Here is a 26,827-nt window from a genome sequence, read left to right as displayed (position 1 = left end):
CGCGTTACGCCGTCACGAGCGCTGTCGCGATCACCGCGACGCCCTCGCCCTTGCCGGTGAAGCCGAGCCCGTCGGACGTCGTCGCCGACACGCTCACGGGTGCCCCGACGAGGGATGACAGGTGCGCCTCGAGCTCGACGCGACGGGCACCGAGCCGCGGGCCGTTGGCGATGAGCTGCACCGCGACATTGCCGACCTCGAAGCCAGCGCCCTGCACGAGGGCGACCGTCTCACGGATGAACACGTCGCCATGAGCCCCGGCGAAGCGCGGATCGTCGGTGCCGAACTTGCCGCCGATATCGCCGAGCCCCGCAGCCGACAGGAGCGCATCGCAAATCGCGTGACTCATCGCGTCGCCGTCGGAGTGGCCCGACAGGCCGACCTCGTCGGGCCAGTAGAGCCCGCCCAGCCACAGCGGCTCAGCCGCGTCGTACGCGTGCACATCCATGCCGACACCGGTCCTGATCGTGGCACCCACGGCATCCCCCGCTTCCTGCTCGGCCCGCGCGAGGTCCGCGGCGGTGGTGATCTTGAACGCCAGCGGGCTCCCCTCCACCGTCACGACAATTCCGCCCGCGGCCGCGAACAGCGCCGCGTCGTCCGTGTACTCGGCGGTCGCTCCCGCGTAGGCCCGGTCGAGCGGCTCACGGGGGAATCCCTGCGGCGTCTGGACCGCCGCGAGCCTGCTGCGGTCGACGGTGTCGAGCACGGTCTGCCCGTCGACGAGTTTGATGGTGTCGCTCACGGGGAGCGCCGGGATGACCCCCGCTCCGGTCTCCGCGACGGCCGAAGCCACGGCCTCGAGCTGCTGCCGCGGAGTCAGTGCACGAGCCGCGTCGTGGACGAGGACGATCCGGATGCCCGGCTCGAGCACCGCGAGCCCTGCGGCGACCGACGCCTGGCGCGACGCGCCACCCCCGACGACGACCGCCTCGGGATCGATCGGCTCGACGATGGCCCGGGCCTCGTCGATCGACTCCGGCGGCGCGACGACGACGAGCCGACCCACACCGAATGCTCCGCGCACGGCGTGCTCGAGAACGGTCGCGCCGGCGAATCGTGCGAATGCCTTGGGCACCCCCGCGCCGAGCCGAGTCCCCGAACCGGCCGCGACGATGAGGACGGCGACGTGCGGGGTCATGCTCCCACGATACCCAGATGGGCTCGGGATGCTAGGAGGCGAGCACCTCGTCCAGAACGCTCGAGGCCTTCTCCTCGTCGGTCTTCTCGGCGAGGGCGAGCTCGGAGATCAGGATCTGGCGGGCCTTGGCGAGCATCCGCTTCTCCCCGGCGGAAAGGCCGCGGTCCTGGTCGCGACGCCACAGGTCGCGGACGACCTCGGAGACCTTGATGACGTCGCCGGAGGCGAGCTTCTCGAGGTTCGCCTTGTAGCGGCGGCTCCAGTTGGTCGGCTCCTCCGTGAAGGGAGCGCGCAGCACCTCGAAGACCTTGTCGAGGCCCTCCTTGCCGATGACGTCACGCACACCCACGAGGTCCACGTTCTCCGCGGGGACCTCGATGGTGAGATCGCCCTGAGTGACGTTGAGCTTGAGGTAGAGCTTTTCTTCCCCCTTGATGATGCGCTTCTTCACCTCGGTGATGGTGGCGGCACCGTGGTGGGGATAAACGACAGTCTCGCCGACTTCAAACAGCATGAAGGGGGTCCTTTCGAAGACGCCTAGTTTATCACAGGCAACTTTTACTAAGGTTCGCCTAAGTCGGCGGCCGCGAGCGCGACTGGGTAGACTTGTCGCGTGATCACCCGCAGTCGTGCCGCCCGCGCCGCGGCTACCGTCGTCCTCGCCGCCAGCATCGCCGTCGGCACCACCGGGTGCGTCTTCATCACCCCCACCGCGACGCTCAACTACTACGACCCGAGCGATGGCGTCGGCGCCACCGTCGGCGACGTCCGCGTGCTCAACATGGTCGGCATCATCAACGAGGACGGCCACGCCATCAGCCTCGTGACGGCGATCCACAACAACGGGCGCATCACCAACGTCACCATCCAGGTCGACTCCGACGGCGAGAAGCAGACGATCACCCAGCCGGTCCGCTCGGGCGAGACGGTGGAGTTCGGCAGCACCCCCGATGCGGAGCAGATCGTCGTCCTCAACCCCGACGTCGCTGCGGGCGGCCTTCTCCCCGTCTACGTCCAGCAGGGCGACGCCGAGGGCAAGCTCCTGCTCGTGCCCGTGCTCGAGGCGACGGGCGAGTACTCCGAGCTCGCCCCGCCCGCCGTACTCCGCTAGTCCCGTTCCTCTGAGGAATTGAGTAGCCACTACCTACTCACCGGGTAGCGCCGCGTCCCTAGCCTGGGCACGTCCACTTCCGACCCTTGGAGTACTCGTGCCCGCTCGCACCCTGTCCCGCGCCGCTGCCGTCGCGGTTGTTCCCCTCCTCGCCGCGGGGATGCTCGTCGCATCCCCCCTCACCGCCTCCGGAGTCGGCGTCCTCGACACGATCCCCGTCGGCGACACGCCCCGATTCATCGCCTTCAGCTCCGACAGTTCGACGGCGTACGTCACCAATCGCGAATCAGACACCGTCACCGTGATCGACGTCGCCGCGGCGACCGGCGTCGGCACCATCCCCGTGGGCGACCAGCCCCTGGGGATCTCCACCACTCCCGACGGCTCCGAGGTGTGGGTCGGCAACTGGGGGTCGACGACGATCAGCATCATCGACACGGCAACCGACTCGGTCGTCACCACCATCAATTCGGGCGGCTCCGGCCCCCACGCGATCGACTTCACGTCCGATGGCGCCATCGCCTACGTCACCAACTACTTCAACGGGGTCGTCGCCAAGATCGACGTGGCGACGCGCGCCGTCGTCGACTTCTACGACTACACCGGGTACCCGGAGGGCGCGGCCCTCAGCGCGGACGAGTCGGCCCTCTACGTCACCGACACGAACGCCGACCAGCTCCTGAAGCTCGACACGGCGACGATGGAGCCCATCGGGTCGGGCATCCCGGTCGGCGACTTCCCCGTCGAAGCGGAACTGTCGCCCGACGGCACCGAGATCTGGGTCACCAACAACTCCGACGCCATCGCGGACACCGTGTCGGTCGTCAGCGTCGCGACGGACACCGAGGTCGCCACCATCCCGGTCGGCGGGTACCCGACCGACATCCTCTTCGCTGGAGGCCTCGCCTACGTCACCACGTCGGACACCGACTCGCTGGAGCAGATCTCCATCGCCACGCGACAGGTGATCGGGACCATCCCCGTCGGCGAGAGTCCGTTCGGCGTCGCCCAGTCGCCCGACGGCGCTCACCTCTACGTCGCCAACCAGTACGACGACACCGTGACCGACCTCGGGATCGAGGTGGACCGCATCGCCGGCGCAGACCGCTTCGACGTCGCCGTCAACATCTCCCAGACCGCGTTCCCCTCGGGGTCGGCGAACGTCTTCATCGCCACCGGCCTCAACTATCCCGACGCCCTCTCGGCCGGCCCCACCGCCGGTGTCTTCGACGCCCCGCTCCTGCTCACGAACACCGATGCCCTGCCCCCCGCGGTGGTGGCAGAAATCCAGCGGCTCGGTGCGACGCACGCCGTCATCGTCGGCGGGCCGGCATCCGTCTCGGACGCGGTGTTCGATCAGCTCACCGGCCTTGTCGGCGACGGCAACGTCGAGCGGCTCTCCGGCGCCGACCGCTACGAGGCTTCACGGAACATCGTTGACTACGGTTTCGACGACGTCGACTCGATCTACATCACCACGGGACGCAACTTTCCCGACGCACTGAGCGCGGGCGCGGCCGGTGCAGGCAACGGTACTCCCGTGCTCCTCGTGGACGGGCTCGCGTCGAGCGTCGACCCGGTCACTCTTGCACTCATTGCGAGCCTCACTCCGTCGACCATTCAGATCGCCGGTGGCCCCGCATCCGTCTCTCCTCAGATCGAGTCGCAGCTCAGCGGACTGTACCCGGTGGAACGCCGGTCGGGCGCCGATCGCTACGCCGCATCCATCTCGATCAACGCTGCAGCCTTCGATGTCGCGTCGCACGCGTTCCTCGCGACCGGTCTCAAGTTCCCGGACGCGCTTGCCGGCTCGTCACTGGCGGCGGGGCTCGACGCGCCGCTGTACGTCGTCCCTACCACCTGCGTGCCGGCCGGTGTTCTCTCAGAGCTCGAGCGGCTTCACGTCAGCCGCGTCACCCTTCTCGGCGGACCGGTCTCGCTGACCCCCGCCGTCGAGGACCTCACGGGCTGCTAGGCAGAGGCGAGGGCTCGGTTGCCGGGGAGGCTCAGGCCTCGAAGCGGTAGCCGAGCCCTCGGACCGTGACGAGCATCGTCGGCTCCGACGGCACCTTTTCGATCTTCGAGCGGATGCGCTTGATGTGCACGTCGAGCGTCTTGGTGTCTCCGAAGTAGTCGGAACCCCACACCCGGTCGATGAGCTGGCCGCGCGTGAGCACGCGGCCCGCGTTGCGCAGCAGCAGTTCGAGAAGCTCGAACTCCTTGAGGGGCATCGGCGTCTCCCGGCCGTCGACGGTGACCGCGTGGCGCTCGACATCCATCCGCACGGTGCCGGCCTCGAGGATCTGGTCCTCGTCGAGCTCGGTGTCCGTGCGGCGGCGCAGCACAGCCCGGATGCGCGCGAGCAGCTCCCGGGTCGAATACGGCTTGGTGACGTAGTCGTCCGCACCGAGTTCGAGGCCCACGACGATGTCGACCTCGCTGTCCTTCGCGGTCAGCATGATGATGGGCACGCTCGACCGGGTGCGCAGTTCGCGGCACACCTCGGTACCCGGCAGCCCCGGCAGCATGAGGTCGAGAAGCACCAGGTCGGCGCCGTTCTTGTCGAACTCGGCCAGGGCCGTCAGCCCGTCCGCGGCGATCACGGTCTCATAGCCCTCGCGGTCGAGGAGGAATGCGAGGGGCTCGCTCAGCGACGACTCGTCTTCGACGATCAGGATGCGGGTCATGCGTGTGCTCCCAGTGAAGCCCCCACGGCGCGGTTCGCCTCGGGGAGTCGGATGGTGAAGGTCGACCCGTTGCCGGGCTGAGACCAGACGCGGATGTCTCCGCCGTGGTTCTGGACGACGTGCTTGACGATCGACAGGCCGAGGCCGCTGCCGCCGGTGTTGCGGCTCCGCGCGGGATCGCTGCGGAAGAAGCGCTCGAAGACCCGGTCGAGTTCATCCTCGGGAATCCCGACGCCCTGGTCGGTCACGGCGATCTCCACGATTCCGTCCCTCTGGCTGACGCCGATACCGATGCGCGATCCCTCCGGGGAGTACTGGATGGCGTTGGCGATGAGGTTGTGGAGCGCGGTCACGAGCAGCGTCTCGTCGCCGAAGACCTCGGCACCGGCATCCCCTCCGCTGACCAGGTTGATGCGGTGAGAGTCGGCGACGACGCGGTTCTGATCGATTGCGACGGCGACCACGTGGTCGATGTCGACGAGGTCGGCGCGGGTCAGGGCATCCGTCGCCTGAAGCCGGGAGAGCTCGATGATCTCCTGGGTGATCCGCGCGAGCCGCTCCGACTCCTTGGTCAGCCGCTTCGCGAACCGCTTGACCTGCTCGGGCTCGTCGGATGCGCTCACGAGGGCTTCCGCGAGCAGGCCCACCGCACCGATCGGCGTCTTGAGCTCGTGGCTGATGTTGGCCACGAAGTCGCGGCGGACCTCCTCGAGCCGGTAGGACTCGGTGCGGTCCTCGGCGAGCAGGAGGATGTATCGGGCACCGAGGCGCGCGACGCGCACGAAGAGATAGATGGCCGCGTCGCCGAAGGGACCGCGGCTCAAGTGCAACTCCTCGGTGACGGGCTCGCCGGTGCGCCGCACCCGGTCGACGAGCGCAACGAGCTCCGGATGCACGAGCGCCTGGTGCCAGACGAGCCCGAACGCCATGGCCCCCGGCGACGCCTTCACGACATTGTTCGACGGGTCGAGCACCACCCCCGCGGACTCGAGGGCGTCGAGCACCTGGTCGACCCCGTCGGGCACGGCGGTGGACACGACGTCGGCCGCGCGCTGGCCGCGGCGAGCGGCCATGAGGACGATGGCGAACACGCCCGCCCCCAGCGCGATGCCGAAGGCCAGGGCGGCTGGCACCAGCCACGCGGAGTCCATGGGCACTAGATTAGTTACAGCATCCGGGTGGTCCGGTTACAAGTTGTTCACCTTCCAGATCACTTCGGGTGATGTTCAGTCCTAGGGCACCGAACGTTAACCTGACGACGGCACTGTAGGTCTGAACCGTGCGGGCTTCGTCATGCCCGTGACGAAGGGACTAACGTGCGCGAAGTATTCCAGCAGGAACTGCGAGAGGTGCAGGACCGGCTCGTCGAGATCTCCGGCCTGGTGGCGGTGTCGATCGAGAACGCCACTCGGGCGTTCAACGAGTCGAACGTATCCCTCGCCGAGTCCGTGATCGCGGACGACGACAAGATCGACGCGGCGGCCGCCGAGCTCGACGAGCTGGCGATCAACATCCTCGCCCGGCAGCAGCCGGTCGCCCGCGACCTGCGCATCGTCGTGTCCGCGCTTCGCATCAGCGCGTCGCTCGAGCGCATGGGCGACATGTCCGAGCACATCGCACAGCTCGCGCGGTACCGGTTCCCCGACAAGGTCGTTCCCAAGTCGCTGCGCCCGACGTTCGCGGAGATGGGTGCGCTCGACGTCGAGATCGCGAAGAAGCTCGTCGAGCTGCTCAAGACCGAGGACCTCAAGGTCGCCGAGGAGATCCGCAACGAGGACGACAAGGTGGACGCCCTCCACCTCGCGGTCTTCGACAAGGTGCTCGGCGAGACCTGGAAGGGTGCGGCGGTCGACACCGTCGATGCGACCCTCGCCTCCCGCTATCACGAGCGCTTCGCGGACCACGCCGTGTCCATCGCGAAGAAGGTGCAGTACCTCGCGACGGGCGATTGGGTGCCCTCCGACGTCTAACGTGGACTCGTGACGACAGAGTCCGAGCTCGCCTCCGCCCTCCGCGCCGATGAGGCGCGACTGTACGCCGAGTACGGCGTCGCGCCGACGGAGCGGTTCGCCCACGTCGCCGGAACCGATGTGCGCATCGTGTCGATCCCCGGCTCGACGCGCCGCACGCCCGTACTCCTGCTGCACGGCATCGCGTCGGTGACGGCGGCCGCGATCCCGCTCATCCCGGCGTTCGACGGCGCACCGGTGATCGCGGTCGACTGGCCCGGCCACGGGCTCTCCGGCGGCTACCGGTTCGGACCGCGCACCGATCTGCGCTCGTTCGCCACGGACGTCATCGAGGCCGCGACCGAAGGCATCGAGTCGTTCGACATCGTCGCGCACTCGCTCGGCGGGCAGTTCGCGCTCTACTTCGCGGCCGGGCATCCGGAGCGCGTCCGTCGACTCGTGCTCGTCGGCGTGCCCGGGGCCGCGTTCGAGAACCTGATCGCTCCGATCGGGATGCGGCTGGCCGCGATCCCGGGGCTCGGGCGGGCGCTGCTGAAGCCGGTCTCCCTCGAGCAGTACCGCGCTAACAGCGCCCTCACTCTCGGGCCCGGAGCGGTCGACCCGTGGCCGCCCGAGCTCGTGTCGGTCGGCTGGTACGCATCGCGTCGCGCCGTCTTCGCCGAGACATTGCCCGGACTCTTCCGCGCGATCGCGTCGGTGCTCGGCGTGCGCCGCCGCGCCGCCCTCACGCCCCTCGAGCTGTCGAGCATCAGCTCGCCCACTCTCCTGCTGCTCGGCACCGATGACGTCTTCGGCTCGCCGGAGCGCAGCCGAGCGTCCTGGTCGCGGATGCCCGCCGCCGAGCTCGTGGAGGTGCCCGGCGGTCACGCCCCGTGGCTGAACAGCCCCGAGGAGTCCGCCGCGGCGGTCCGAGAGTTCCTCGGGCGACGCTAGCCGAGCGGCCGGACCCCGAACGGCGAGCACTCGAACGGACCCCGGTAGTCCACGCCCGACTGCGAGCACGCGGCGGCCACGACTCGCATCCACTCGACCGCGATCTCGGCGTGGTCGAGGTCGCCCCACTCGACGACGACGATCGCGGTCGCCGCATCCACTGCCGCGGCGAGGTCGTCGATGAACCGCGCGATCGCGTCGACGTCGTCGCTGCCGGGGGCGCCACCGAGGTCCATCGGCAGCAGTAGCGGCAGCTGGTAGCTCTCGTCGTCGAGGAACATGAACCACAGGCGAAGCGCGAGTCCCTCCTCGAGGAGATCATCGAGGCGGCTCAGCACTGCGTCATCGGTAGGGAGGGGCTCGTCGCGAACGGTGTCGTAGTGGGGAATCGTCATCGCCCCAGCGTGCGCGCCCCACCTCGAGGCACGGACCCGAACACCGTCATCTGTGCACAAGGTCGTGCTGTTATGAACTCGAGACCCCACCCTCCCGCGAGCCGAGCTATGCTCGTGAGTCCGCGCCACCGTGGCGCACGTCCCCAGGAGGCTTGTCGTGACTCGCAACGAGTACACCGTCGAAGCGCAGCTGATCACTGCGCGGCTCGATCGCGCCTTCCTTCGCCTCGCCTGACGGACCTCCGTCCCGGGCGAGTTCCCGGGACATCCTCTTCGACACTGCAGGGTCGGATGCCCGGGTACCCCACCCCACTCCACCCCACAGAATCGAAAGGACCATGAAGAAGATCACGAACCGGCTGGTGAGCTGGGCGTCCATCCTCGACGAGAAGGCCGAGGCTCAGGCGCGCACCACCTCCACCATGCCGTTCATCTACCCGCACCTGGCACTCATGCCGGATGCCCACCTCGGGCTCGGCGCTACCGTCGGGTCGGTCATCCCGACACTGCGCGCGGTCATCCCCGCAGCAGTGGGAGTCGACATCGGCTGCGGCATGATCGCGGTGCGGACCCAGTTCACCCGAACCGACCTCACCGGCAGCCTGGCGGAGCTGCGCCAGCAGATCGAGCGGGCCATCCCCACCTCGGCAGGCGCGTACAACCGCAAGGTCGTCGCCACGGCTGAGCCGCGCACCCGCGAGCTCGCCGAGCTCGCGGACGCGAGCGGTTTCGACCCGAAGCAGTACGCGGGCAACTGGCACCTGCAACTCGGCACGCTCGGCAGCGGCAACCACTTCATCGAGGTGTCGGTCGACGAGTCAGACGACGTCTGGCTCTTCTTGCACTCGGGGTCCAGGGGCGTCGGCAACAAGATCGCCCAGGCTCACATCAGGGTCGCTCGCGGCCTCATGGAGAAGTGGTGGATCGCGCTGCCCGACCCCGACCTCGCCTACCTCGTCGAGGGCACCAAGGAGTTCGAGCGCTACATTGCCGAGCTCCGGTGGGCCCAACGGTTCGCACTCCTCAACCGCGAGGAGATGATGGACCGGGTGGTCCGGCAGGTGTCGGAGTGGATGCACGAGCCGGTGATCGAGCAGGAGCGGATCAACTGCCACCATAACTTCACGCAGGTCGAGGAGCACTTCGGCGAGCGCGTGTGGGTTTCCCGGAAGGGCGCCATCTCGGCGCGGGTGGGCGAGGCAGGCCTCATCCCGGGTTCGATGGGTACCGCCTCCTACGTCGTCGAGGGGCTCGGCAACCCGGTGTCCCTGATGTCGTCGCCGCACGGCGCCGGGCGCGAGTACTCGCGGTCGGCCGCGCGGAAGGTGTTCACGGCGGACGACCTGAGGGCCGCCATGGTCGGCATCGAGTACCGGGACACCGAGGCGTTCATCGACGAGATCCCGGCGGCCTACAAGCCGATCGACCAGATCATGTCCGACGCCGCCGACCTCGTGACGATCCGGCACACCTTGCGCCAGATCGTGAACGTGAAGGGCGACTAGCACCGGCCCGTCCATCGCACTCGGTGCGGTGGACGGGCCTGTGGGAGGCCACTCGCCCTCCCGCAGTGCACCGCGTACTCTCGAATGCATGAGCGCCTACGTCTCCGCGTTCGAGTTGTTCTCCATCGGCGTGGGGCCCTCGAGCTCGCACACAGTCGGCCCCATGCGGGCGGCCCGCGATTTCGCGCTGCGCGTCGCGGATGCCCGACCCGCCCGTGTCACGTGCGACCTGTTCGGCTCCCTCGGGGCCACCGGCCTCGGTCACGGCACGCCCGACGCGATCGTCTCCGGGTTGCAGGGCTTCTCCCCGGAGACGGTGCACCCCGAGCAGGTGCGCGCCTCGTGGTCCGACTGGCTGGACGGAAACGCGCTCATGCTCGCGGGAGTGCACCCGGTGCGGTTCGAGCGGGCCGATGTGCGCTTCGAGCCGCGGACCAGGCTGCCCGGGCATCCGAACGCCCTCACGCTTAGCGCGATCGACGCGGCAGGCGCGGAGATCGCGCGGGAGACCTACTACTCGATCGGGGGTGGATTCATCCGCCGCGAGGGCGCCGCGGAGGCACCGTCGGCGTCGTACCCGATGGCGTTCTCGAGCGCGGACGGCCTGCTCGCGCTCTGCGAACTCGAGGGCACGACGATCGCCGCCGTCGCGCGCGTCAACGAGGAGTCCCGCCGCTCCCCGGCCGAGGTGGATGCCGGGCTCGACTCGATCTGGCGCGCGATGGACGACTGCATCACCGCCGGCCTTCACGCCTCGGGCACGCTGCCGGGCATCCTGGGGGTGAAGCGGCGGGCGGGGCTGATCCGTGAGCAGCTCGAGTCGGACGCGCACAGCGGACCGGTGCTCCCGGGCGAATGGCTCGCCGCGTTCGCCCTCGCCGTGAACGAGGAGAACGCGTCGGGCGGTCGAGTGGTTACGGCTCCGACGAATGGGGCGGCGGGCATCCTGCCGGCCGTCGCCCGCTACTGGGCGGAGTTCGTGTGCCCCACGGATGACCCCGCTCCCGGGATGCGGGAATTCCTGCTCACCGCCACCGCCCTCGGCTCGCTCTTCAAGGCGAACGCCTCGATCTCCGGTGCGGAGGGCGGCTGCCAGGCGGAGGTCGGCTCGGCGTGCGCGATGGCGGCGGGCGGCCTCACTGCGGTGATGGGCGGAACCCCCGCGCAAGTGGAGAACGCCGCCGAGATCGCGATGGAGCACCACCTGGGCCTCACGTGCGACCCCGTCGGCGGGCTCGTGCAGATTCCGTGCATCGAGCGCAACGCGATCGCCGCCTCGACCGCGGTCACCGCCGCCCGGCTCGCGATGCGCGGCGACGGGTCGCACTACGTCTCGCTCGACACCGTCGTGGAGACGATGCGGCAGACCGGCCTCGACATGTCGACGAAGTACAAGGAGACGAGCGAGGGCGGTCTCGCCGTCAACGTCGTCGAGTGCTGATCAGCCCTCGTCGATGAGCTCGAGGAGCTCCTTCGTCGCCTTCGCGATGTCGTCGTGGTCGAACTGGGCCGCGCGGCTCTCGAGGGAGATCACGGCGCACCGGTGCACCCTCGTGAAGTCGCCGAAGGGGAAGCTGAAACGTCCCTTCGTCTCCTCGGAGGCGTCGGCATCCTCGCCCAGGTGCCATTCGGCGAAGTCCTCCCACCCGTGCTTGTCGATGAAGCTGTTCTCGTCGTCCGCGCTAGGGGCGTGTTCGCTCCAGTCATCGCGCTCGTCACGGACCACCTTGCCTTTCTTGACGAGGGATCGGGCGTGCTCGAGGGCTGCCTTGTTGAGCTTCGCGGTCATCCGTGCTCCTTCCGCAGGCAGGCCACGATAGGCGCGGTCGGCGGGCGTGTCCACCCCCTTGCGGATGCCCGTCGCCCGGCGTCGACTGGGGCTATGAGCGACACGAACAGCACCCCAATCGACCCGGACACCGGTCTTCCGATCGACGAGGAGAGCCCCGTGGGCGGCGGCGGAGAGTCCGTCTCGCCACCCGAGGACCCCACCCCGCCGGACACCGCGATCGGGGATGCGGCGGGCGAGGGCAGCGAGGACACCCTCCTCTCCCCCGACCTCGCCGGCGACAGCCTCATCCAGGGCGGCGACGAGCTCGGCGGCGCGGAAACGGTCCTGGAGAACGACGAGCTCGACGGGGACGTGGAGCGGTAGCTCGACACCCCTGATTCGCCGAGTGGCGAGTTGCGCCCCTTAGCGAGCCTTCAGTGAAGGCAGGAAGGGGCGGAACTCGCCACTCGGCGCGGGAACTCGACTACTTCTTGCCCTGCGCCGCCACGGCCGCGGCCCCCGCAGCCGCCGCCTCGGGGTCGAGGTAGCGAGCCGGGCCGGTGGGAATGAAGTTGTTGTCGAGCTCGTAGACGAGCGGGATGCCCGTGGGGATGTTGAGCTCGGCGATATCCTCGTCCGAGATGCCGTCGAGGTGCTTGACGAGGGCGCGGAGGGAATTGCCGTGCGCCGTGACGAGCACCGTCTTGCCTGCGGCGAGGTCGACAGTGATGTCGGAGAACCAGTAGGGAAGCATCCGGTCGATCACGATCTTGAGGCTCTCGGTGCGGGGGATCTCGCCGTCGATGCCCTGGTACCGCTCGTCGTGCACCTGCGAGTACTCGGCGTCGTCGTCGAGCGGCGGCGGCGGGGTGTCGAAGCTGCGGCGCCAGGTCTGGAAGAGCTCGGGACCGTACTTCTCCAGCGTCTCGGCCTTGTCGAGACCCTGAAGCGCACCGTAGTGGCGCTCGTTGAGCCGCCAGCTGCGCTTGACCGGGATCCACAGCCGATCGGCGACCTCGAGCGCGAGGTTCGCCGTCTGGATCGCGCGGGTCAACACGCTCGTGTACAGCACGTCGGGCTTCAGACCGGACTCGGCGAGCAACTCGCCGGCGCGCTTCGCCTCCGCGACACCCTGGTCGCTCAGTCGCACATCCACCCAGCCGGTGAAGAGGTTCTTCTGGTTCCAGTCGGAGTTGCCGTGACGGAGGAGGATGAGCGTGAAGGTCATGGCCTCTAGCGTAGCGACCGCTCGGGGAACGGGCGCCTCCGCCCGCCGGGTCAGAAGACCTCGGGGAACGGGACGGCGGCGGAGACCCACTCGCCCAGCTCGGGGCTGCGCAGCGCAGCGAACTGCACGACGACGCGACGAGTGAGATCGCCCGCTTCGTCGCCCGAGACGATCGCGAAGGGCTCGAGCCCCTGTGCGCGTCGCACGGCGAGCGCCTCCACGACGAGGCCGAGGGCCGTCCGCGGCGATCGCGGCGTGTCGAGATCGTCCCAGACCTCGGCATCGAGGAGCAGCCTGCGCGACTCCGGATCGGCGTGGTAGCCAGCGTTGGCGAGGGAGAGCTCGACCGTGCGCACCCGCCGATCCGCGAGACGGTTCACTGCTGCGGCCGAGTCGTCGGCAACCGGACGATCGTCGACGGTCAAGACGGTGGCACCGGGAGCGCCCTCCAGCCGGACGCGGACGACCCGCGGGGCGGCGCCCCACCTCACCCCCGCGGTTCGTCGAAACTCTGTCACCAGGCGAGATTAGGCGGTGGGCTCGGACGGCGCCCGGCATTGTCCACAGGGCACACTAGTGGTATGCCCATCGGCCAGGTCACCCGCGGAACCACCGGAACCAACCGGCTCCGCCGCATCGACCGGTGGATCGCGCAGCTGCCCGCGCTACGACGGGCCGAGCATCCGCTCGTCGTCGACCTCGGGTACGGGGCGTCCGCGACGACCACGCTCGAACTTCATCAACGGCTCAGTCGCGTCCGTCCTGAGGTTCGGGTCGTCGGCATCGAGATCGACCCCGCGCGCGTCGCGATCGCGAAGCCCTTCGAGCGCCCGGGTGTCAGTTTCCGGCTCGGCGGCTTCGAGGTCCCGGGCGACCGACCCACCGTCATCCGCGCGCTCAACGTGCTGCGGCAGTACGACGAGAGCGAGGTCGCGGGAGCGTGGCGGCTCATGGTCGAGAGGCTGGAGCCCGGCGGCGTGCTCGTCGAGGGCACGTGCAACGAGGTCGGCCGGGTGGCGAGCTGGGTGGATGTCACGGCCGACGGCCCCCAGAGCTTCAGCATCTCGCTGCACCTGCCGTCGCTCGAGAGGCCGAGCGTTGTCGCGGAGCGACTGCCCAAGGCCCTGATCCACCGGAATGTGCCCGGCGAGCGCATCCACGATTTCCTCCGCGACCTCGACCGGCAGTGGGCGACGCACGCGGGCCTCGGCGTCTACTCCCCCGCGCAGCGCTGGGTCGCGGTCGCGCAGTCGATGAAGGATGCGGGATGGCCCGTAACGGGCGGCCGCTCACGCTGGCGACTGGGCGAGCTCACGGTCGCGTGGGCCTCGGTCGCGCCGGCGTAGCCGCCCGAGGCGTGGGGAGGCGCGGCTAGCGCGCTCGTAGAGCGTCGATCGCGATGCTCAGGACGCGGGCCCGCTGCTCGGGGCTGTCGAACGCCGCGCCCGAGACCCCGGCGAGCATCCGCACCGCGTCCTCGATGGAGATGTCGGCCCGCGCGACCCCGGCAGCTTGTGCCCGGTCGAGGATGGGCCGGCCCGCGGAGTACATCGTGGCGCGGCAGACGGCCATCACCTCGGAGTCGCGGTTGAGTCCTTCGACGAGGGCGCGCTTGGTGCGCAGATACTCGGTGAAGCGCAGCAACCAGGTCTCGAGCGCCGACCAGGGTTCGGCGGACTCCACTGACTCCGCCACCCGCACGAGCGCTTGGATCTCGCCGACGTAGACCGCTTCGAGGAGGTCCTCGCGGGTGGCGAAGTTGCGGTAGAGGGTCCCGATGCCGACTCCCGCCCGTCGGGCGATCTCCTCGAGGGACCCCTGGGCACCGTCCTGGGCGAACACGTCGCGCGCGGCAGCGAGCAGGGCATCGAAGTTGCGGCGGGCGTCGGCGCGCTGGGGGCGGCGGACCACGTCATCGATGGTCGTCACGGCGGTGCCTCCGTCCTGCGGGTTGCGAAACGGAGGCTCCCTCCGGTACGGTACTAAGCGGAGGGACCCTCCGAAAGGGTCTGCTCCATCATACGACCCTCCACCCGAGGTGTCTTCCGTTCGGTAAGGACCCCATGACCGTCACCCCCGCCCCCGCGACCCCGCGTCGCACCTTCGCGGCCCTCGCCTTGAGCGTCGCCGGATTCACCACCCTCCAGAACCTCGTCGTGCCCGCCCTCCCGCTCATCCAGGAGGATCTCGGCACTGACACATCCGGCGTCACCTGGACCGTCACCGCGTGGCTCATCGCCGCCGCCGTCGCGACCCCGCTCCTCGGCCGTGTGGGCGACATGGTCGGTCGCCGACGGGTATTCCTGTTCTCGATCGCGGGTGTGGTCGTCGGCAGCATCCTCGCCGCACTCGCCCCCACGCTCGGGGTGCTCATCGTCGCGCGCGTCATCCAGGGCGCCGGAGGGGCGATGTTCCCGCTCGCCTTCGGGCTGCTTCGGGAGGCGTTCCCCCGCGACCGCGTTCCGTCGGCGATCGGCGGGATGTCCGCCGTCATCGCCGTGGGCGGCGGAGTGGGGGCCGTCCTCGCCGGTCCCATCTCCACCGCGTTCGGCTGGCGCGCGGTCTTCGTCGTGCCGCTGCTCCTGAGCATCCCCGGCGCCGCCCTCGTGCGCTTCCTCGTCCCCGAGTCGGCCGACCGCGCGCCGGGTCGCCTCAACGTCGTCGCCGCCCTGCTGCTGTCGGGATGGCTCGTCGCGCTCCTGCTCCCGTTGAGCTCAGGATCGACGTGGGGCTGGGGGTCGCCGCTCGTTGTCGGGCTCTTCGCCCTCGCGGCGGCGCTGATCGTGGCGTGGGCGATCGTCGAATGGCGCTCCCGTGAGCCGCTCGTCGACATGCGCACCATGCTGAGCCCCGCGATCTGGCCCATGAACGCCGCCGCCGTGCTCATCGGCGCCGTCATGTTCGCGGTGTTCGCGTACTACCCGCGATTCGTGCAGGAGCCCGCCGCGTCGGGCTACGGGCTCGGCCTCACGGTCGCGCAGTCGGGACTGCTCATGCTGCCGATGCTCGCAACCATGGGCATCGCCGGGTTCCTCGTCGGGCCGATCGGCCGGGTGCTCGGCTTCCGCGCCCAGATCTCATGGTCGATGGGCCTCATCGTCGTCTCGACCCTCGGTCTCGCGTTCATCCACTCGACGGTGTGGCTCGTCGCGATCGAGGCCGCCGTCTTCGGCTTCGGCCTCGGCATCGTGTACTCCGCGATCACGAGTGTCGTCGTGCAGTCGGTTCCTGCGACCGAGACCGGCGTCGCGAGCGGCATGAACGCGAACCTCCGCACGATCGGCAGTTCCGTCGGCGTCGCGATCATGACCGCCATCGTCACCGGGTCCGCGGTCGGGGCGGCGGGCATCCCCACCGAGCAGGGCTACGAGACCGGGTTCCTGACTGTCGCGATCATCGGGAGCGGCGCGATCGTCGTGACGGTGGTGGGCAGCATCCTCGCCTACCGCCGCGGTCGGCGCCCCGCCGACGACACGTCCGGGATCGAGACGCCGGTGCCGGTCGCGGCCTAGTCCGCCACCGGGGGCAGCAGCGCTCGCGCGTCGTCGGCGGCCATTCCGGTCGCCACGAGCAGGTCGACGACGAGGGGCCGCATCAGCACGACGACGACCGCCTCGCGCAGCGCCCCGCCGGGAACGATGACGGCGGGGTCGAGGCGCGTCGCGAGATCCTCGAAGACGCTGCGGGCCGCACCGGTGAGCTCGCGGTCCTCCACCTGCTGACCGAGGAGCCGGATGCCCGTGCCGAGCTCCGAGATGAGCCCGGCGAGCTCGGGGCGCTCGTGCCCGTCCTCGACGAGCACGGTGACGCGGCGGGCGATCGAGCGCAGGTGCCGAGACGTGAGGTCGGCGGCGTGGAGGACTCGCGCCTGCATCTCGAGCTCCGGCCGTTGCCGCTGCAGCCACGGCGAGATCCGGGCGATCGACTGCGCGGTGTCGAGCGCCGAGGTCCACGCGTCGACCATCGACTGGGTGCGCCTCAGCCGCTCGAGGGCGAGCTCCGTCGCGGGATGATCGGCTCTCGCCACCCCCTCGGCCAGGCCCTCGATACTCTCCCGGAACACCGAGAACAGCACCCGCGCATCCCGCGCCGCCGCCGTGCGCGGATCCCGCGGGATGAGCGCCGTCGCGGCGAGGGCGACCGCCCCGGCCACGAGGCCGTCGAGCGAGCGGGTGAAGGGGCCGCCGACCGGATCGGGCAGGAGCACCACGAGGCTCGACTGCACCGCCGCGGCGATCGCGAAGGCGGGATTGGCGGAGAGCGCTCGCGTCACGGCGAGGGTGGCGAAGAGCACGACGGCGAGCTGCCACCAGCCCTTGCCCACGACGAGCACGACGACCTCGCTGAGCGCGATGCCGACCGTGATGCCGATCGAGGTCTCGAGAACTTTGCGCGGTCGCGCGTCGCGGTTGAGGCCGAGCGTCGTGATCGTCACCGTCACGGCGATGAGGGGGGCGGCATGGCCGAGCCCCCAGTGGGCGATGGCGTAGGCGGCGACGGCGGCGAGAACGATCTGCAGCGCCGCAGGCAGGGAGTCCAGCATCCGGCGCCACCCCGTCGAGACGAGGGCGCGCACGTGAACGCGGCGTGCGAGCCGGCGCAGGGGCGCGGAGTCCGCCACGGCCTAGCTCGCGGGTCGGGCCACTCGGCCGAGCTTGGGCAGGCGGGGCACGTTCGCCTCGGCACCCGCGTCGGTCGGGACGATGACCTCCTGCGACGCGGCGACCGGCACCTCTCCCCCGACCACGAGCGCGGCAGCGGGGTCCACCGAGCGCTTCACCACGGCAAGCGCGATCGGGCCGAGCTCGGCGTGCAGAGCGGGGCTGGTGACGCGACCGACCTCGGCCCCATCGAGCAGCACGGGCGACCCCGCGGGCGGCGGCACCGGGCTCTCGGAGCCGTCGAGGTGCAGAAGCACGAGCCGGCGCGGCGGGTGCCCGAGGTTGTGCACCTTGGCGATCGTCTCCTGGCCGCGGTAGCAGCCCTTGCTGAGGTGCACGGCGCTGCGGAGCCAGTCGAGCTCGTGCGGGATGCTCCGCTCGTCGACCTCGGTCGAGAGCCGCGGCCGCCACGCCGCAACCCGCAGCGCCTCGAGCGCGAGGGTGCCGGCGTGAGGCAAGGAGGAAAGATCCGTGCCGCGGGCGACGAGGACCTCGCGGTACGTCCAGTCGGCGGCCGGATGCTCCGTCGCCGTCGAGTACTGGTGGCCCCCGACGACGACTTCGCGCCACGGGTCGGCCCAGACGAGGGGCACTCCGTTCGGTGCGGAGGCGAACCGCTCCGTGAGCTCAACGGCGGCGGATCCCTCGAAGGCCCCCACCGTCAGGAACTCCGCCGAGCGGTCGGCGACCTCGACTCGGAGCATGAAGCGCATGCGGTCGAGCCAGGCGGCGAGCGGCGCGCCCTCGGGCCCGTCCACGAGGAGCCAGGTGGTCTCCCCGTCGTCCACGACGCGCATCGCGTGCTCGAGCCGGCCGGTCGGGTCGAGCAGCAGGGTCTCGGCCGACTCCCCGGGCTGAAGGCTCGCGATGGACTGGGACGTCAGCGAGTCCAGCCACGAGAGGCGGTCGGGGCCCGTGACGGTGACGACGGAGCGGTCGGGAAGCTCGACGACGGCCTCGCCCGCGGCGAGCGAGCGCTGCTCGACGAGCGGGTTGCCGAAGTGGGCTCCCGCGGCCTCGAACTCAGTCGACACGGGCGAGCCTCCCCGATGCGTGAGACGTGAGCGGTAGTCCGAGGGCGGCGATGTCCCACGCCCACAGGAGGTGCCCGTCGACGAGACCGTACAGCCGCGTGGCCGCCGCATAGTCCTTGGCGCCCGCGGTGCGCACGACGGCGTCGGTCGCGAGGTCGATGCGCGGGCCCTTGACCTGGCCGAGGTACAGTTCGCTCACGCCGTCCGGGTGCAGGATCGAGACCTCGAGGTCGAAGCCGTCCTCGGCGTTGCGCAGCGTCTCCACGGCGGCGGCCGAGGTGAAGGGGCGGGCGCCGACGCCCGCGAGCATCCCGGGTCCCGGATCCCCGGGGCCGAGCGGCCGGCTCAACCGCCAATAGCCGAGCTCGGAGACGTGCGGGGCGCTGTCCTCGGTGAGCAGCCACGTCGAAGAGGTGTAGTTGAGGTACGGGAGCCCGTCGTGGGAGAAGCTCACCCGGTGGCCGAACTCGAGGGTGTCTGTGGTCTCACCACGGTTGTAGTGCACGACGCCCGTGCCCTCCCACACGCCGATCAGCCACGAGAGGGGTGCCAGTTCGGCCGGGAGGTCGGCGCCGAGCTCGATCACGAGCCGCGCCTCAGCGCTGGCCGCGGAAGAGGTTGTACAGCACCACGACCGACACGTAGCCGATCGCGAGCACTGCCAGGCCGAGGAGGCCGACGAAGAACAGCTCAAGAGCGAGAAGCATGCTTCTAGCCTACTCTCCCCCGTCCGAGCACCCGGCTACAGGAGGACGGTAAAAACCGCGGTTGTTGCCGCCAGGATCACGAGCGACCCGCCGATGCCGGCCATGGTGCGCACGACGAAGCCCTCTTTGCGCTGGATGGCCAGCTGGATGACGAAGGTCGCGACGATCGACGCTGCGAAGGCGATCCCCACCCAGGTGATGCGCTGCTCGGGAGCAGATGCGACGCCGATCAGAACCGCCGCGGCGAGGCTGAGTACCCACACCGGCAGCACGCTGAGCAATTGCCACGTCACAGTGCGATTGTACGGGGACGTAGACTAACCCCACGCACTCTGGAGGACTATTGGCGCAGCTGTTGATACTCACCTCTGCGGTGGACAGCGAAGTCTTCCCGGCACTGGGGCTCCTCAGCCACTCGACGAAGCAGATTCCGGCATCCCCTGCTTCGCTCATCTCCGCGCCGACGTGCGATCTCATCTTCGTGGACGCCCGGCAGGATCTGGCGAGCGCGAAGTCGCTGTGCAAGATCCTCAACACCACGGGCGTGACGGTGCCGCTCATCCTCATCCTCACCGAGGGCGGCCTCACCGCCGTGTCGGCGGACTGGGGCGTCGACGATGTCATCCTCGCGACGGCCGGTCCGGCGGAGGCGGATGCACGCATCCGCCTGGCGCTCGGACGGCAGGCCCAGGACTCGTCGAGCAACAAGATCCAGGCATCCGGGGTTGTCATCGACGAGGCGTCTTACTCGGCGAAAGTGCACGGCCGCCCCCTCGACCTCACGTTCAAGGAGTTCGAGCTGTTGCGCTTCCTCGCGACCCACCCCTCCCGCGTGTTCACCCGCGAGCAGCTGCTCAGCGAGGTGTGGGGCTACGACTACTTCGGCGGTACTCGCACGGTCGACGTGCACGTGCGTCGGTTGCGCGCCAAGCTCGGCGACCTCGAGTCGCTCATCGGAACGGTGCGCAACGTGGGCTACCGCTTCAACGTCTACGACGAGGATGCCGAGCGCGTCGGTTCGGCGCAGACCGCTCCCTAGCCGTCCCGGTTGCACTTAACCCGCAGTTCACGCGGCGGTGGCAGGATGGGCGCATGGACAGCTCCCCCCTCGGCGACGCGACCGCCGCGACCGACTCGTTGGACGAGTACGACCTCGACGAGTCGTCGAGCGTCGACGACGGCACGCTGCCCGTCGATCGCTACCTCGACCGGGAGCTGAGCTGGCTCGCGTTCAACCAGCGCGTGCTCGAGCTCGCCGAGGACGACCAGCTGCCGCTCCTCGAGCGGGCCAACTTCCTCGCGATCTTCTCGAGCAACCTGGACGAGTTCTTCATGGTGCGCGTCGCCGGCCTCAAGCGCCGCATCGAGACGGGTATCGCCGTGCCGACGAACACGGGGCGCGCCCCCGCTGACGTGCTCGCCGACGTGAGCGCGAAGGCCCACGAGCTGCAGGAGCGGCACGCGCGCGCCTACCGCGAGCAGGTCAAGCCCGCACTCGACGAGGCGGGCATCCACATCGAGACGTGGGCGGATCTCGCGGAGTCGGACCGCTCGAGGATCGACGAGATCTTCTCCAGCCAGATCTTCCCGGTGCTCATGCCGCTCGCGGTGGACCCCGCGCACCCGTTCCCCTACATCTCGGGCCTCTCGCTCAACCTGAGCGTGCGCGTGCGCAACCCGAAGACGGGCAAGGAGGAGTTCGCCCGCCTCAAGGTGCCCACGAACCTCCCGCGATTCGTGGAGCTACCCGACGACGAGAGCGGCCAGATGCGCTACATCCCGCTCGAGGACCTCATCTCCAACCACCTCGAGGAGCTCTTCCCAGGCATGGAGATCATCGCTCACCACGAGTTCCGCGTGACCCGCAACGAAGACGTCGAGGTCGAGGAGGACCCGAACGAGAACCTCCTGCAGGCGCTCGAGAAGCAACTGCTCAACCGCCGCTTCGGCCCGCCGATCCGCCTCGAGATCACGGACGACATGGACCCGGTCACCCTCGACCTGCTGGTTCGCGAGCTGGGCATCACTGAGCAGGAGGTCTACCGCCTCCCCGCTCCCCTCGACCTCGGCGGCCTGTTCCAGCTGACGCGGATCGACCGGCCCGCCCTCAAGTATCCGCGGGCCATCCCGACGACCGCCGTGAGCCTGCTGCCGAAGGACTCCAACTCGGCTCCCGACATCTTCGCGTCGATCGCGAAGCAGGACATCCTGCTCCACCACCCGTACGAGTCGTTCTCGACGAGCGTGCAGGCCTTCCTCGAGCAGGCGGCCGCCGACCCGAACGTGCTCGCCATCAAGCAGACGCTGTACCGCACGAGCGGCGACAGCCCGATCGTAGAGGCGCTCATCGACGCCGCGGAGGCGGGCAAGGCCGTGCTCGCGCTCGTCGAGATCAAGGCGCGCTTCGACGAGACGGCGAACATCTCGTGGGCCCGCAAGCTCGAGAAGGCGGGAGTGCACGTCGTCTACGGGCTCGTCGGGCTCAAGACGCACTGCAAGCTCGCCCTCGTCGTGCGCCAGGAGGGCGGCGTGCTTCGGCACTACAGCCACATCGGCACGGGCAACTACAACCCGAAGACGAGCCGCATCTACGAGGACCTCGGTCTCCTCACCGCGAGTGACACCGTCGGCAAGGACCTCACCCGACTGTTCAACGAGCTCTCCGGCTACGCGATCGAGAAGAAGTTCAAGCGCCTCCTCGTCGCCCCTCTCCACTTGCGCAAGGGACTTCTCAAAGCGATCCAGGGCGAGATCGACAACGCCAAGGCGGGTCGGCCGTCGGGCATCCGCATCAAGGTCAACTCGATCGTCGACGAGGCGATCATCGACGCGCTCTACCGCGCGAGCGGTGCTGGCGTGCCGGTCGACCTCGTGGTGCGCGGGATCTGCGGCATCAAGCCCGGGCAGCCCGGGCTCAGCGAGAACATCCGGGTGCGCAGCATCCTCGGCCGCTACCTCGAGCACGCCCGCATCTTCTCGTTCCACAACGACGGCGACCCCCTCGTCTACATCGGCAGCTCGGACATGATGCACCGCAACCTCGACCGCCGCGTCGAGGCGCTCGTCCGCATCACCGACCCCGACCACTTGGCCGAGTTGGAGCAGATCTTCGACCTCGCGATGTCCGACGAGACCTCCTCGTGGTGGCTGGACGATTCCGGCGAATGGAGCCGTCACGCGCGCTCGGAGTCGGGCGCACCGCTGCAGGACATGCAGAATGTCCTCATGACGCGAATCGCATCACGCAAGCGGACGGCTGCTCTGCGGTGACGGACCCCGTCGTCGCGGCGGGAGTGGTCTGCTGGCGCCTCATCGGCAAGCAGGCCCGAGTGCTGCTCGTGCACCGCACCCAGCACAAGGATGTCTCGCTCCCCAAGGGCAAAGTCGACCCCGGCGAGCTCCTGCCGCAGACCGCGGTGCGCGAGCTGCAGGAGGAGACCGGGTTGAGCGTCGCGCTCGGCGCACCGCTCGGAGAGGTGCACTACACCCTGCCGAACGGCCGGCCCAAGGTCGTGTACTACTGGTCGGCCGAGGTGGATGACCACGCGCTCGAACTGGCGAGGTTCCGCGCGAACGACGAGATCGCCGCCCTGGAGTGGCTGCCCCTCGACAAGGCTGTGAAGAAGGTCAGCTACGAGCACGACGTCGAGATGATCGAGGCGCTGAGAGCGCGACTCAAGGCCGGCACGGCGCGGACGTTCGCGATCGTCGTCGCGCGCCACGGCAAGGCAGTGCCCCCTGGCACGTGGGACGGGCCCGACTCGACGCGGCCCCTCATGCACCGCGGCACCGATCAGGCCGCCGCCATCGCCCCGTCGATCGCCGCGTTCGCCCCCGAGAAGATCATCTCGAGCTCGGCCGCGCGCTGCGTCGCCACCGTGACGCCGCTCAGCGAGCTCACCGGGATGCCCATCAAGCAGACCGCGGCGATCAGCCAGGACGCCTACGAGTTCGGGCAGTCGAGCGTGCCGGAGGTGGTGGCGAAGCGGCTGAAGCGCAAGGACTCGGTCGTTCTGTGCAGCCACGGCCCGGTCATCCCGCACATCGTCAGCGAGATCGCCCACCTCACCGGGGCCGCCCCGAGTGCCGCCCTGCGCACGGCGGCGATGCCCTCGACGGGCGACTTCTCGGTGCTCCACGTCTCTCGCGCGAAGCGCAAGCTCGTCGCCGTCGAGTCGCACAGCCCCGGCTGATCGAGGCGATTGCGGGGAGTCGCGCGCACTGTTCGTGCCGCGTTTACTCGTCGTTCACCTTTCGGGACAACGGTGGTTAACCGTTCTTCTTAGGTTCAGGCAGTGGGTCGCACCGGCCCAGTCCTGTATCTAACTCCCCGAAGGGAAAACTGTGAACCTGAAGCGAATTGGCACCATCGGTGCCATTGCTGTCGCAGGAACCATCCTCCTCGCCTCGTGCGCTGCCAACGAGGGTGGAGAGACCCCCGCCGCCGGCCTGTCCGGCACGATCGACGGCGCGGGCGCGTCGTCGCAGGGTTCGGCTCAGGAGGCGTGGATCGCCGCGTTCCAGACCGAGAACCCCGACCTGACCATCAACTACGACCCGTCGGGCTCCGGCGCCGGTCGTGAGGCCTTCATCGCGGGCGGCGTGAGCTTCGCCGGCACCGACTCCGCCCTCAAGCAGGAGGAGATCGACGGCGGCTTCGCGGCGTGCGTTCCCGACACCGGCTACATCCAGGTCCCCGCCTACATCTCCCCGATCGCGGTCATCTTCAACATCGAGGGCGTCGACGAGCTCAACCTCGACGCCGTGACCCTCGCCAAGATCTTCAAGGGCGAGATCACGACGTGGGATGACGCGGCGATCGTCGCGCTCAACCCCGACGCGACCCTCCCGTCGGCCCCCATCACCGCCGTGCACCGCTCGGACGACTCGGGCACCACGAAGAACTTCGCGGACTACCTCTACAAGGTCGCCCCCGAGGTGTGGGACGCCGAGCCGGCCGACCCGTTCCCCTACGCGACCGGCGAGGCCGCCCAGGGCACCTCGGGCGTCGTTGACGCGGTCACCAACGGCACGAACACGATCGGCTACGCCGACGCGTCGAAGGCCGGAGACCTCGGTACCGCCGCCATCAAGGTCGGCGACGAGTTCGTGAAGTACACGCCGGAGGCGGCCGCGGCCGTCGTCGACGAGTCGCCCGCCGGTGACACCAACAACGGTGAGACCGACCTCGCGATCAAGCTCGACCGCACCACGACCGACCCGACGCACTACCCGCTCGTGCTCGTGAGCTACATCGTCACGTGCGTCGAGTTCCAGGACGCCGAGGTCGCGCCGCTCGTCAAGGGCTACATCTCCTACATCACGAGCGAGGCCGGCCAGGCCGAGGCGGCGTCCGCTGCCGGTGCTGCGCCGCTGTCCGCGGACCTCTCGGCCCGCGTCGCCACCGCGCTCGAGGCGATCGTCGCCGAGTAGCACCCTGTGATCTGTCGGGCTGCGGCCGGGCTCCCCGCCCGGTTCGCAGCCCGACAGACATGACAGACCACCTCGACCCCCACCGCACGCCGCAGGAAGACAGGAATGACGACAGCAGCCCCGTCGGTCCGCGCCAAGCAGCGCCCCGCCGACCGCATCTTCGCCACCTCGACCGTCGTCGCAGGCTCGCTCATCCTCGCCGCCCTCGCCGCCGTCGCGGTGTTCCTCATCGCTCAGAGCATCCCGGCCCTCCTCGTCGACCCGGCCGAGCTCAAGGGCTCCCCCTCCAGCTTCTGGGCCTACGTCGCCCCGCTCGCCTTCGGCACGGTCTGGGCCGCATTCCTCGCGCTCCTCATGGCCCTCCCGGTCTCGCTCGGCATCGCGCTCTTCATCTCCCACTACGCGCCGCGTCGCGTCGCCCAGGGCCTCGGCTACGTCATCGACCTGCTCGCCGCCGTCCCGTCGGTCGTGTTCGGGTTGTGGGGCATCAAGGTGCTCGCGCCGGCCGTCACGCCGCTCTACACCTGGCTCACCGAGAACCTCGGCTGGATTCCGCTCTTCACTCCGCCGGTGTCGGGCACGGGCCGCACGATCCTCACGGTCGCGATCGTGCTCGCGGTCATGATCATCCCCATCATCACGGCGCTGTGCCGCGAGATCTTCCTCCAGACGCCCGTGCTCCACCAGGAGGCGGCCCTCGCCCTCGGCGCCACCCGCTGGGAGATGATCCAGATGGCGGTCATCCCGTTCGGACGCCCCGGCATCATCTCCGCAGCCATGCTCGGTCTCGGCCGTGCGCTCGGCGAGACGATGGTCGTCGCGATGGTGCTCTCGCCGGCCGCGCTCATCACGTTCGTGCTGACCGGCTCGCAGAACCCGTCGACCATTGCCGGCAACATCGCCCTCAACTTCCCCGAGGCGCACGGCGTCGGCGTCAACGCGCTCATCGCGACCGGCCTCATCCTGTTCCTCATCACGCTCGTGATCAACTCGATCGCGCGCATCGTCATCAACCGCCGCAAGGCCTTCTCCGGAGCAAACTGATGACCGCGACCCAGCCGGCAATCGTCAACACGCTCACCACCGGGCGCCTCCCCAAATGGGCGCCGTGGGCGCTGCTCGCGGGCAGCTGGGTGGTCATGAGCGCCGTCTTCGCCCTCATGTCGGCGGGCGGCGGGGGCGACTTCAACATCGCGCTCGCGATCTTCCTCGGCACCGTGCTCTTCGATGTGGCGATCTTCGTGATCGCCTACCTCGTGGAGGGGGCCCGGCAGGCCAAGAACCGGCTCGTAACCTCGCTCGTCGCGACCGCGTTCATCATCGCGCTCCTGCCCCTCATCTCCCTCATCTTCACCGTGCTGTCGGAGGGACTCCACCGCTTCGACCTGCAGTTCTTCACGAGCTCGATGCGCAACGTCGTCGGGGAGGGCGGTGGAGCGCTGCACGCGATTACCGGCACGCTGCTCATCACCGGGATGGCGACGCTCATCTCCGTGCCCGTGGGCCTGCTCACCGCGATCTACCTCGTCGAGTACGGGCGCGGTCCGCTCGCGCGGGCGATCACGTTCTTCGTCGACGTCATGACCGGCATCCCCTCGATCGTCGCCGGCCTCTTCGCGTTCGCGTTCTTCGCCCTCGTGCTCCAGGACCCCGGCATCCGCTTCGGCTTCGGCGGCTCCGTCGCCCTCTCCCTGCTCATGATCCCCGTCGTCGTGCGGTCTTCCGAGGAGATGCTCAAGATCGTCCCGAACGAGCTGCGGGAGGCCTCCTACGCGCTCGGCGTGCCGAAGTGGCTCACCATTCTCAAGGTCGTCATCCCCACCTCGATCGCCGGCATCGCGACCGGCGTCACGCTCGCCATCGCCCGCGTCATCGGCGAGACCGCGCCCCTTCTCATCATCTCCGGCTTCACCGCCTCGATGAACTACGACCTCTTCAGCGACCGGATGATGACGATCCCCGTCTTCGTCTACACCCAGTACGCCAACCCCGGCAGCGACGTGCAGGCCTACCTCGACCGGGCGTGGGCTGGCGCGCTCACGCTCATCCTCATCGTCATGGCGCTCAACCTCATCGCGCGCCTCATCGCCCGCATCTTCTCCCCCAAGCTCGGCCGCTAGCCGCCGTCATCCACAGAACAGGAAACCCACGTGTCCAAGCGCATCGAGGTCAATGACCTGAATGTCTTCTACGGCAAGTTCAAGGCGGTGGAGGATGTCTCCCTGACGATCGAGCCGCGCACCGTGACGGC

The 26,827-nt window shown here is 69.3% G+C and carries 28 protein-coding genes and 1 pseudogene; 16 read left to right on the top strand and 13 right to left on the bottom strand.

Going from position 1 to position 26,827, the window contains the following annotated elements:
- Positions 1 to 4: 4 nt before the first annotated feature.
- Positions 5 to 1,141, bottom strand: a complete 1,137-nt coding sequence (gene ispD, locus Q5716_RS14145) for a 2-C-methyl-D-erythritol 4-phosphate cytidylyltransferase (RefSeq protein ID WP_305003799.1) — start codon at positions 1,139 to 1,141, stop codon at positions 5 to 7.
- Positions 1,142 to 1,172: 31 nt separating this feature from the next.
- The gene (locus tag Q5716_RS14140; protein ID WP_123045321.1) at positions 1,173 to 1,655 is read right to left on the bottom strand and encodes a CarD family transcriptional regulator; all 483 of its coding nucleotides are present in this window, start codon (positions 1,653 to 1,655) and stop codon (positions 1,173 to 1,175) included.
- Positions 1,656 to 1,754: 99 nt separating this feature from the next.
- Between Q5716_RS14140 and Q5716_RS14135 the strand changes: the two genes are divergently transcribed.
- Entirely contained in the window at positions 1,755 to 2,252 is a 498-nt protein-coding gene (locus tag Q5716_RS14135; protein ID WP_305003798.1) for a hypothetical protein, read from the top strand.
- Between the two features lie 97 nt (positions 2,253 to 2,349).
- Positions 2,350 to 4,227, top strand: coding sequence for a cell wall-binding repeat-containing protein (locus tag Q5716_RS14130; RefSeq protein WP_305003797.1), 1,878 nt, complete (start codon positions 2,350 to 2,352; stop codon positions 4,225 to 4,227).
- A 31-nt stretch (positions 4,228 to 4,258) separates the two neighbouring features.
- On the opposite strand, the gene Q5716_RS14125 is transcribed toward Q5716_RS14130, so the two are convergent.
- Together Q5716_RS14125 and Q5716_RS14120 are read right to left on the bottom strand one after the other, a co-directional pair.
- Entirely contained in the window at positions 4,259 to 4,939 is a 681-nt protein-coding gene (locus Q5716_RS14125; protein WP_305003796.1) for a response regulator transcription factor, read from the bottom strand.
- Positions 4,936 to 6,090 carry a sensor histidine kinase gene (locus Q5716_RS14120; RefSeq protein WP_305003795.1) on the bottom strand — a complete coding sequence of 385 codons (1,155 nt, stop codon included), beginning with the start codon at positions 6,088 to 6,090 and terminating at the stop codon, positions 4,936 to 4,938. The genes Q5716_RS14125 and Q5716_RS14120 overlap by 4 nt, the downstream gene beginning before the upstream one ends.
- 165 nt (positions 6,091 to 6,255) lie before the next feature.
- Between Q5716_RS14120 and phoU the strand changes: the two genes are divergently transcribed.
- Positions 6,256 to 6,909 (top strand): phosphate signaling complex protein PhoU, encoded by a 654-nt coding sequence (phoU, locus tag Q5716_RS14115; protein WP_305003794.1) that lies wholly within the window; start codon positions 6,256 to 6,258, stop codon positions 6,907 to 6,909.
- A gap of 9 nt (positions 6,910 to 6,918) precedes the next feature.
- Positions 6,919 to 7,842, top strand: coding sequence for an alpha/beta fold hydrolase (locus Q5716_RS14110; RefSeq protein ID WP_305003793.1), 924 nt, complete (start codon positions 6,919 to 6,921; stop codon positions 7,840 to 7,842).
- Here Q5716_RS14110 and Q5716_RS14105 read toward each other — a convergent pair.
- A complete protein-coding gene (locus Q5716_RS14105) occupies positions 7,839 to 8,237 on the bottom strand; it encodes a hypothetical protein (protein WP_305003792.1) in 399 nt (132 codons plus the stop codon). The two genes, Q5716_RS14110 and Q5716_RS14105, sit on opposite strands and share 4 nt — an antisense overlap.
- A gap of 338 nt (positions 8,238 to 8,575) precedes the next feature.
- Between Q5716_RS14105 and Q5716_RS14100 the strand changes: the two genes are divergently transcribed.
- Together Q5716_RS14100 and Q5716_RS14095 are read left to right on the top strand one after the other, a co-directional pair.
- On the top strand, positions 8,576 to 9,742 hold the full coding sequence (locus Q5716_RS14100; RefSeq protein ID WP_305003791.1) for an RtcB family protein: 1,167 nt from the start codon (positions 8,576 to 8,578) through the stop codon (positions 9,740 to 9,742).
- Positions 9,743 to 9,830: 88 nt separating this feature from the next.
- Positions 9,831 to 11,183 (top strand): L-serine ammonia-lyase, encoded by a 1,353-nt coding sequence (locus Q5716_RS14095; protein WP_305003790.1) that lies wholly within the window; start codon positions 9,831 to 9,833, stop codon positions 11,181 to 11,183.
- On the opposite strand, the gene Q5716_RS14090 is transcribed toward Q5716_RS14095, so the two are convergent.
- Positions 11,184 to 11,531: a hypothetical protein gene (locus tag Q5716_RS14090; protein ID WP_305003789.1), complete on the bottom strand. Its 348-nt coding sequence runs from the start codon at positions 11,529 to 11,531 to the stop codon at positions 11,184 to 11,186. It abuts the gene before it with no gap.
- Between the two features lie 93 nt (positions 11,532 to 11,624).
- Between Q5716_RS14090 and Q5716_RS14085 the strand changes: the two genes are divergently transcribed.
- A complete protein-coding gene (locus tag Q5716_RS14085; RefSeq protein WP_305003788.1) occupies positions 11,625 to 11,897 on the top strand; it encodes a hypothetical protein in 273 nt (90 codons plus the stop codon).
- A gap of 100 nt (positions 11,898 to 11,997) precedes the next feature.
- Here Q5716_RS14085 and Q5716_RS14080 read toward each other — a convergent pair whose 3' ends face one another.
- Positions 11,998 to 12,741, bottom strand: a complete 744-nt coding sequence (locus Q5716_RS14080) for a phosphoglyceromutase (protein WP_305003787.1) — start codon at positions 12,739 to 12,741, stop codon at positions 11,998 to 12,000.
- A 50-nt stretch (positions 12,742 to 12,791) separates the two neighbouring features.
- The gene (locus Q5716_RS14075; RefSeq protein ID WP_305003786.1) at positions 12,792 to 13,259 is read right to left on the bottom strand and encodes a mannitol dehydrogenase family protein; all 468 of its coding nucleotides are present in this window, start codon (positions 13,257 to 13,259) and stop codon (positions 12,792 to 12,794) included.
- Positions 13,260 to 13,322: 63 nt separating this feature from the next.
- On the opposite strand from Q5716_RS14075, the gene Q5716_RS14070 reads away from it, so the two are divergent.
- Positions 13,323 to 14,087: a methyltransferase domain-containing protein gene (locus Q5716_RS14070; RefSeq protein WP_305003785.1), complete on the top strand. Its 765-nt coding sequence runs from the start codon at positions 13,323 to 13,325 to the stop codon at positions 14,085 to 14,087.
- Between the two features lie 25 nt (positions 14,088 to 14,112).
- Here Q5716_RS14070 and Q5716_RS14065 read toward each other — a convergent pair whose 3' ends face one another.
- On the bottom strand, positions 14,113 to 14,670 hold the full coding sequence (locus Q5716_RS14065; RefSeq protein ID WP_305003784.1) for a TetR/AcrR family transcriptional regulator: 558 nt from the start codon (positions 14,668 to 14,670) through the stop codon (positions 14,113 to 14,115).
- A gap of 134 nt (positions 14,671 to 14,804) precedes the next feature.
- Here Q5716_RS14065 and Q5716_RS14060 point away from each other — a divergent pair, with 134 nt between their 5' ends.
- Positions 14,805 to 16,253 carry an MFS transporter gene (locus Q5716_RS14060; protein WP_305003783.1) on the top strand — a complete coding sequence of 483 codons (1,449 nt, stop codon included), beginning with the start codon at positions 14,805 to 14,807 and terminating at the stop codon, positions 16,251 to 16,253.
- On the opposite strand, the gene Q5716_RS14055 is transcribed toward Q5716_RS14060, so the two are convergent.
- The 4 genes from Q5716_RS14055 to Q5716_RS14040 all read right to left on the bottom strand — a co-directional run bounded on the left by Q5716_RS14055 (position 16,250) and on the right by Q5716_RS14040 (position 19,436).
- Positions 16,250 to 17,362: an FUSC family protein gene (locus Q5716_RS14055; RefSeq protein ID WP_305003782.1), complete on the bottom strand. Its 1,113-nt coding sequence runs from the start codon at positions 17,360 to 17,362 to the stop codon at positions 16,250 to 16,252. The genes Q5716_RS14060 and Q5716_RS14055 overlap by 4 nt on opposite strands.
- Before the next feature lie 3 nt (positions 17,363 to 17,365).
- Positions 17,366 to 18,436 (bottom strand): CAF17-like 4Fe-4S cluster assembly/insertion protein YgfZ, encoded by a 1,071-nt coding sequence (gene ygfZ, locus Q5716_RS14050; protein ID WP_305003781.1) that lies wholly within the window; start codon positions 18,434 to 18,436, stop codon positions 17,366 to 17,368.
- The gene (locus Q5716_RS14045; protein ID WP_305003780.1) at positions 18,426 to 19,022 is read right to left on the bottom strand and encodes a heme-binding beta-barrel domain-containing protein; all 597 of its coding nucleotides are present in this window, start codon (positions 19,020 to 19,022) and stop codon (positions 18,426 to 18,428) included. The genes ygfZ and Q5716_RS14045 overlap by 11 nt, the downstream gene beginning before the upstream one ends.
- A gap of 156 nt (positions 19,023 to 19,178) precedes the next feature.
- Positions 19,179 to 19,436 carry a hypothetical protein gene (locus Q5716_RS14040; RefSeq protein ID WP_305003779.1) on the bottom strand — a complete coding sequence of 86 codons (258 nt, stop codon included), beginning with the start codon at positions 19,434 to 19,436 and terminating at the stop codon, positions 19,179 to 19,181.
- A gap of 50 nt (positions 19,437 to 19,486) precedes the next feature.
- Between Q5716_RS14040 and Q5716_RS14035 the strand changes: the two genes are divergently transcribed.
- The 7 genes and pseudogenes from Q5716_RS14035 to Q5716_RS14005 form a co-directional block, all read left to right on the top strand.
- Positions 19,487 to 20,182 carry a response regulator transcription factor gene (locus tag Q5716_RS14035; protein ID WP_305003778.1) on the top strand — a complete coding sequence of 232 codons (696 nt, stop codon included), beginning with the start codon at positions 19,487 to 19,489 and terminating at the stop codon, positions 20,180 to 20,182.
- Positions 20,183 to 20,235: 53 nt separating this feature from the next.
- Positions 20,236 to 22,413: an RNA degradosome polyphosphate kinase gene (locus tag Q5716_RS14030; protein WP_305003777.1), complete on the top strand. Its 2,178-nt coding sequence runs from the start codon at positions 20,236 to 20,238 to the stop codon at positions 22,411 to 22,413.
- Positions 22,410 to 23,336, top strand: a complete 927-nt coding sequence (locus Q5716_RS14025) for an NUDIX hydrolase (RefSeq protein WP_305003776.1) — start codon at positions 22,410 to 22,412, stop codon at positions 23,334 to 23,336. The genes Q5716_RS14030 and Q5716_RS14025 overlap by 4 nt, the downstream gene beginning before the upstream one ends.
- Positions 23,337 to 23,487: 151 nt before the next feature.
- The gene (locus Q5716_RS14020; protein ID WP_305003775.1) at positions 23,488 to 24,576 is read left to right on the top strand and encodes a phosphate ABC transporter substrate-binding protein PstS; all 1,089 of its coding nucleotides are present in this window, start codon (positions 23,488 to 23,490) and stop codon (positions 24,574 to 24,576) included.
- A 105-nt stretch (positions 24,577 to 24,681) separates the two neighbouring features.
- Positions 24,682 to 25,620, top strand: a complete 939-nt coding sequence (gene pstC, locus Q5716_RS14015; protein WP_305003774.1) for a phosphate ABC transporter permease subunit PstC — start codon at positions 24,682 to 24,684, stop codon at positions 25,618 to 25,620.
- Positions 25,620 to 26,696, top strand: coding sequence for a phosphate ABC transporter permease PstA (pstA, locus tag Q5716_RS14010; RefSeq protein WP_305003773.1), 1,077 nt, complete (start codon positions 25,620 to 25,622; stop codon positions 26,694 to 26,696). Before pstC ends, pstA begins: the two co-directional genes overlap by 1 nt.
- Positions 26,697 to 26,726: 30 nt before the next feature.
- A pseudogene (locus Q5716_RS14005) lies at positions 26,727 to 26,827 on the top strand (phosphate ABC transporter ATP-binding protein); the annotation flags it as partial.

Source organism: Antiquaquibacter soli (assembly GCF_030580675.1).
Lineage (GTDB): Bacteria > Actinomycetota > Actinomycetes > Actinomycetales > Microbacteriaceae > Rhodoglobus > Rhodoglobus soli.
The sequence above is the reverse complement of the archived record's forward strand: the minus strand, read 5'-3'. Positions and strand labels throughout refer to the sequence as shown.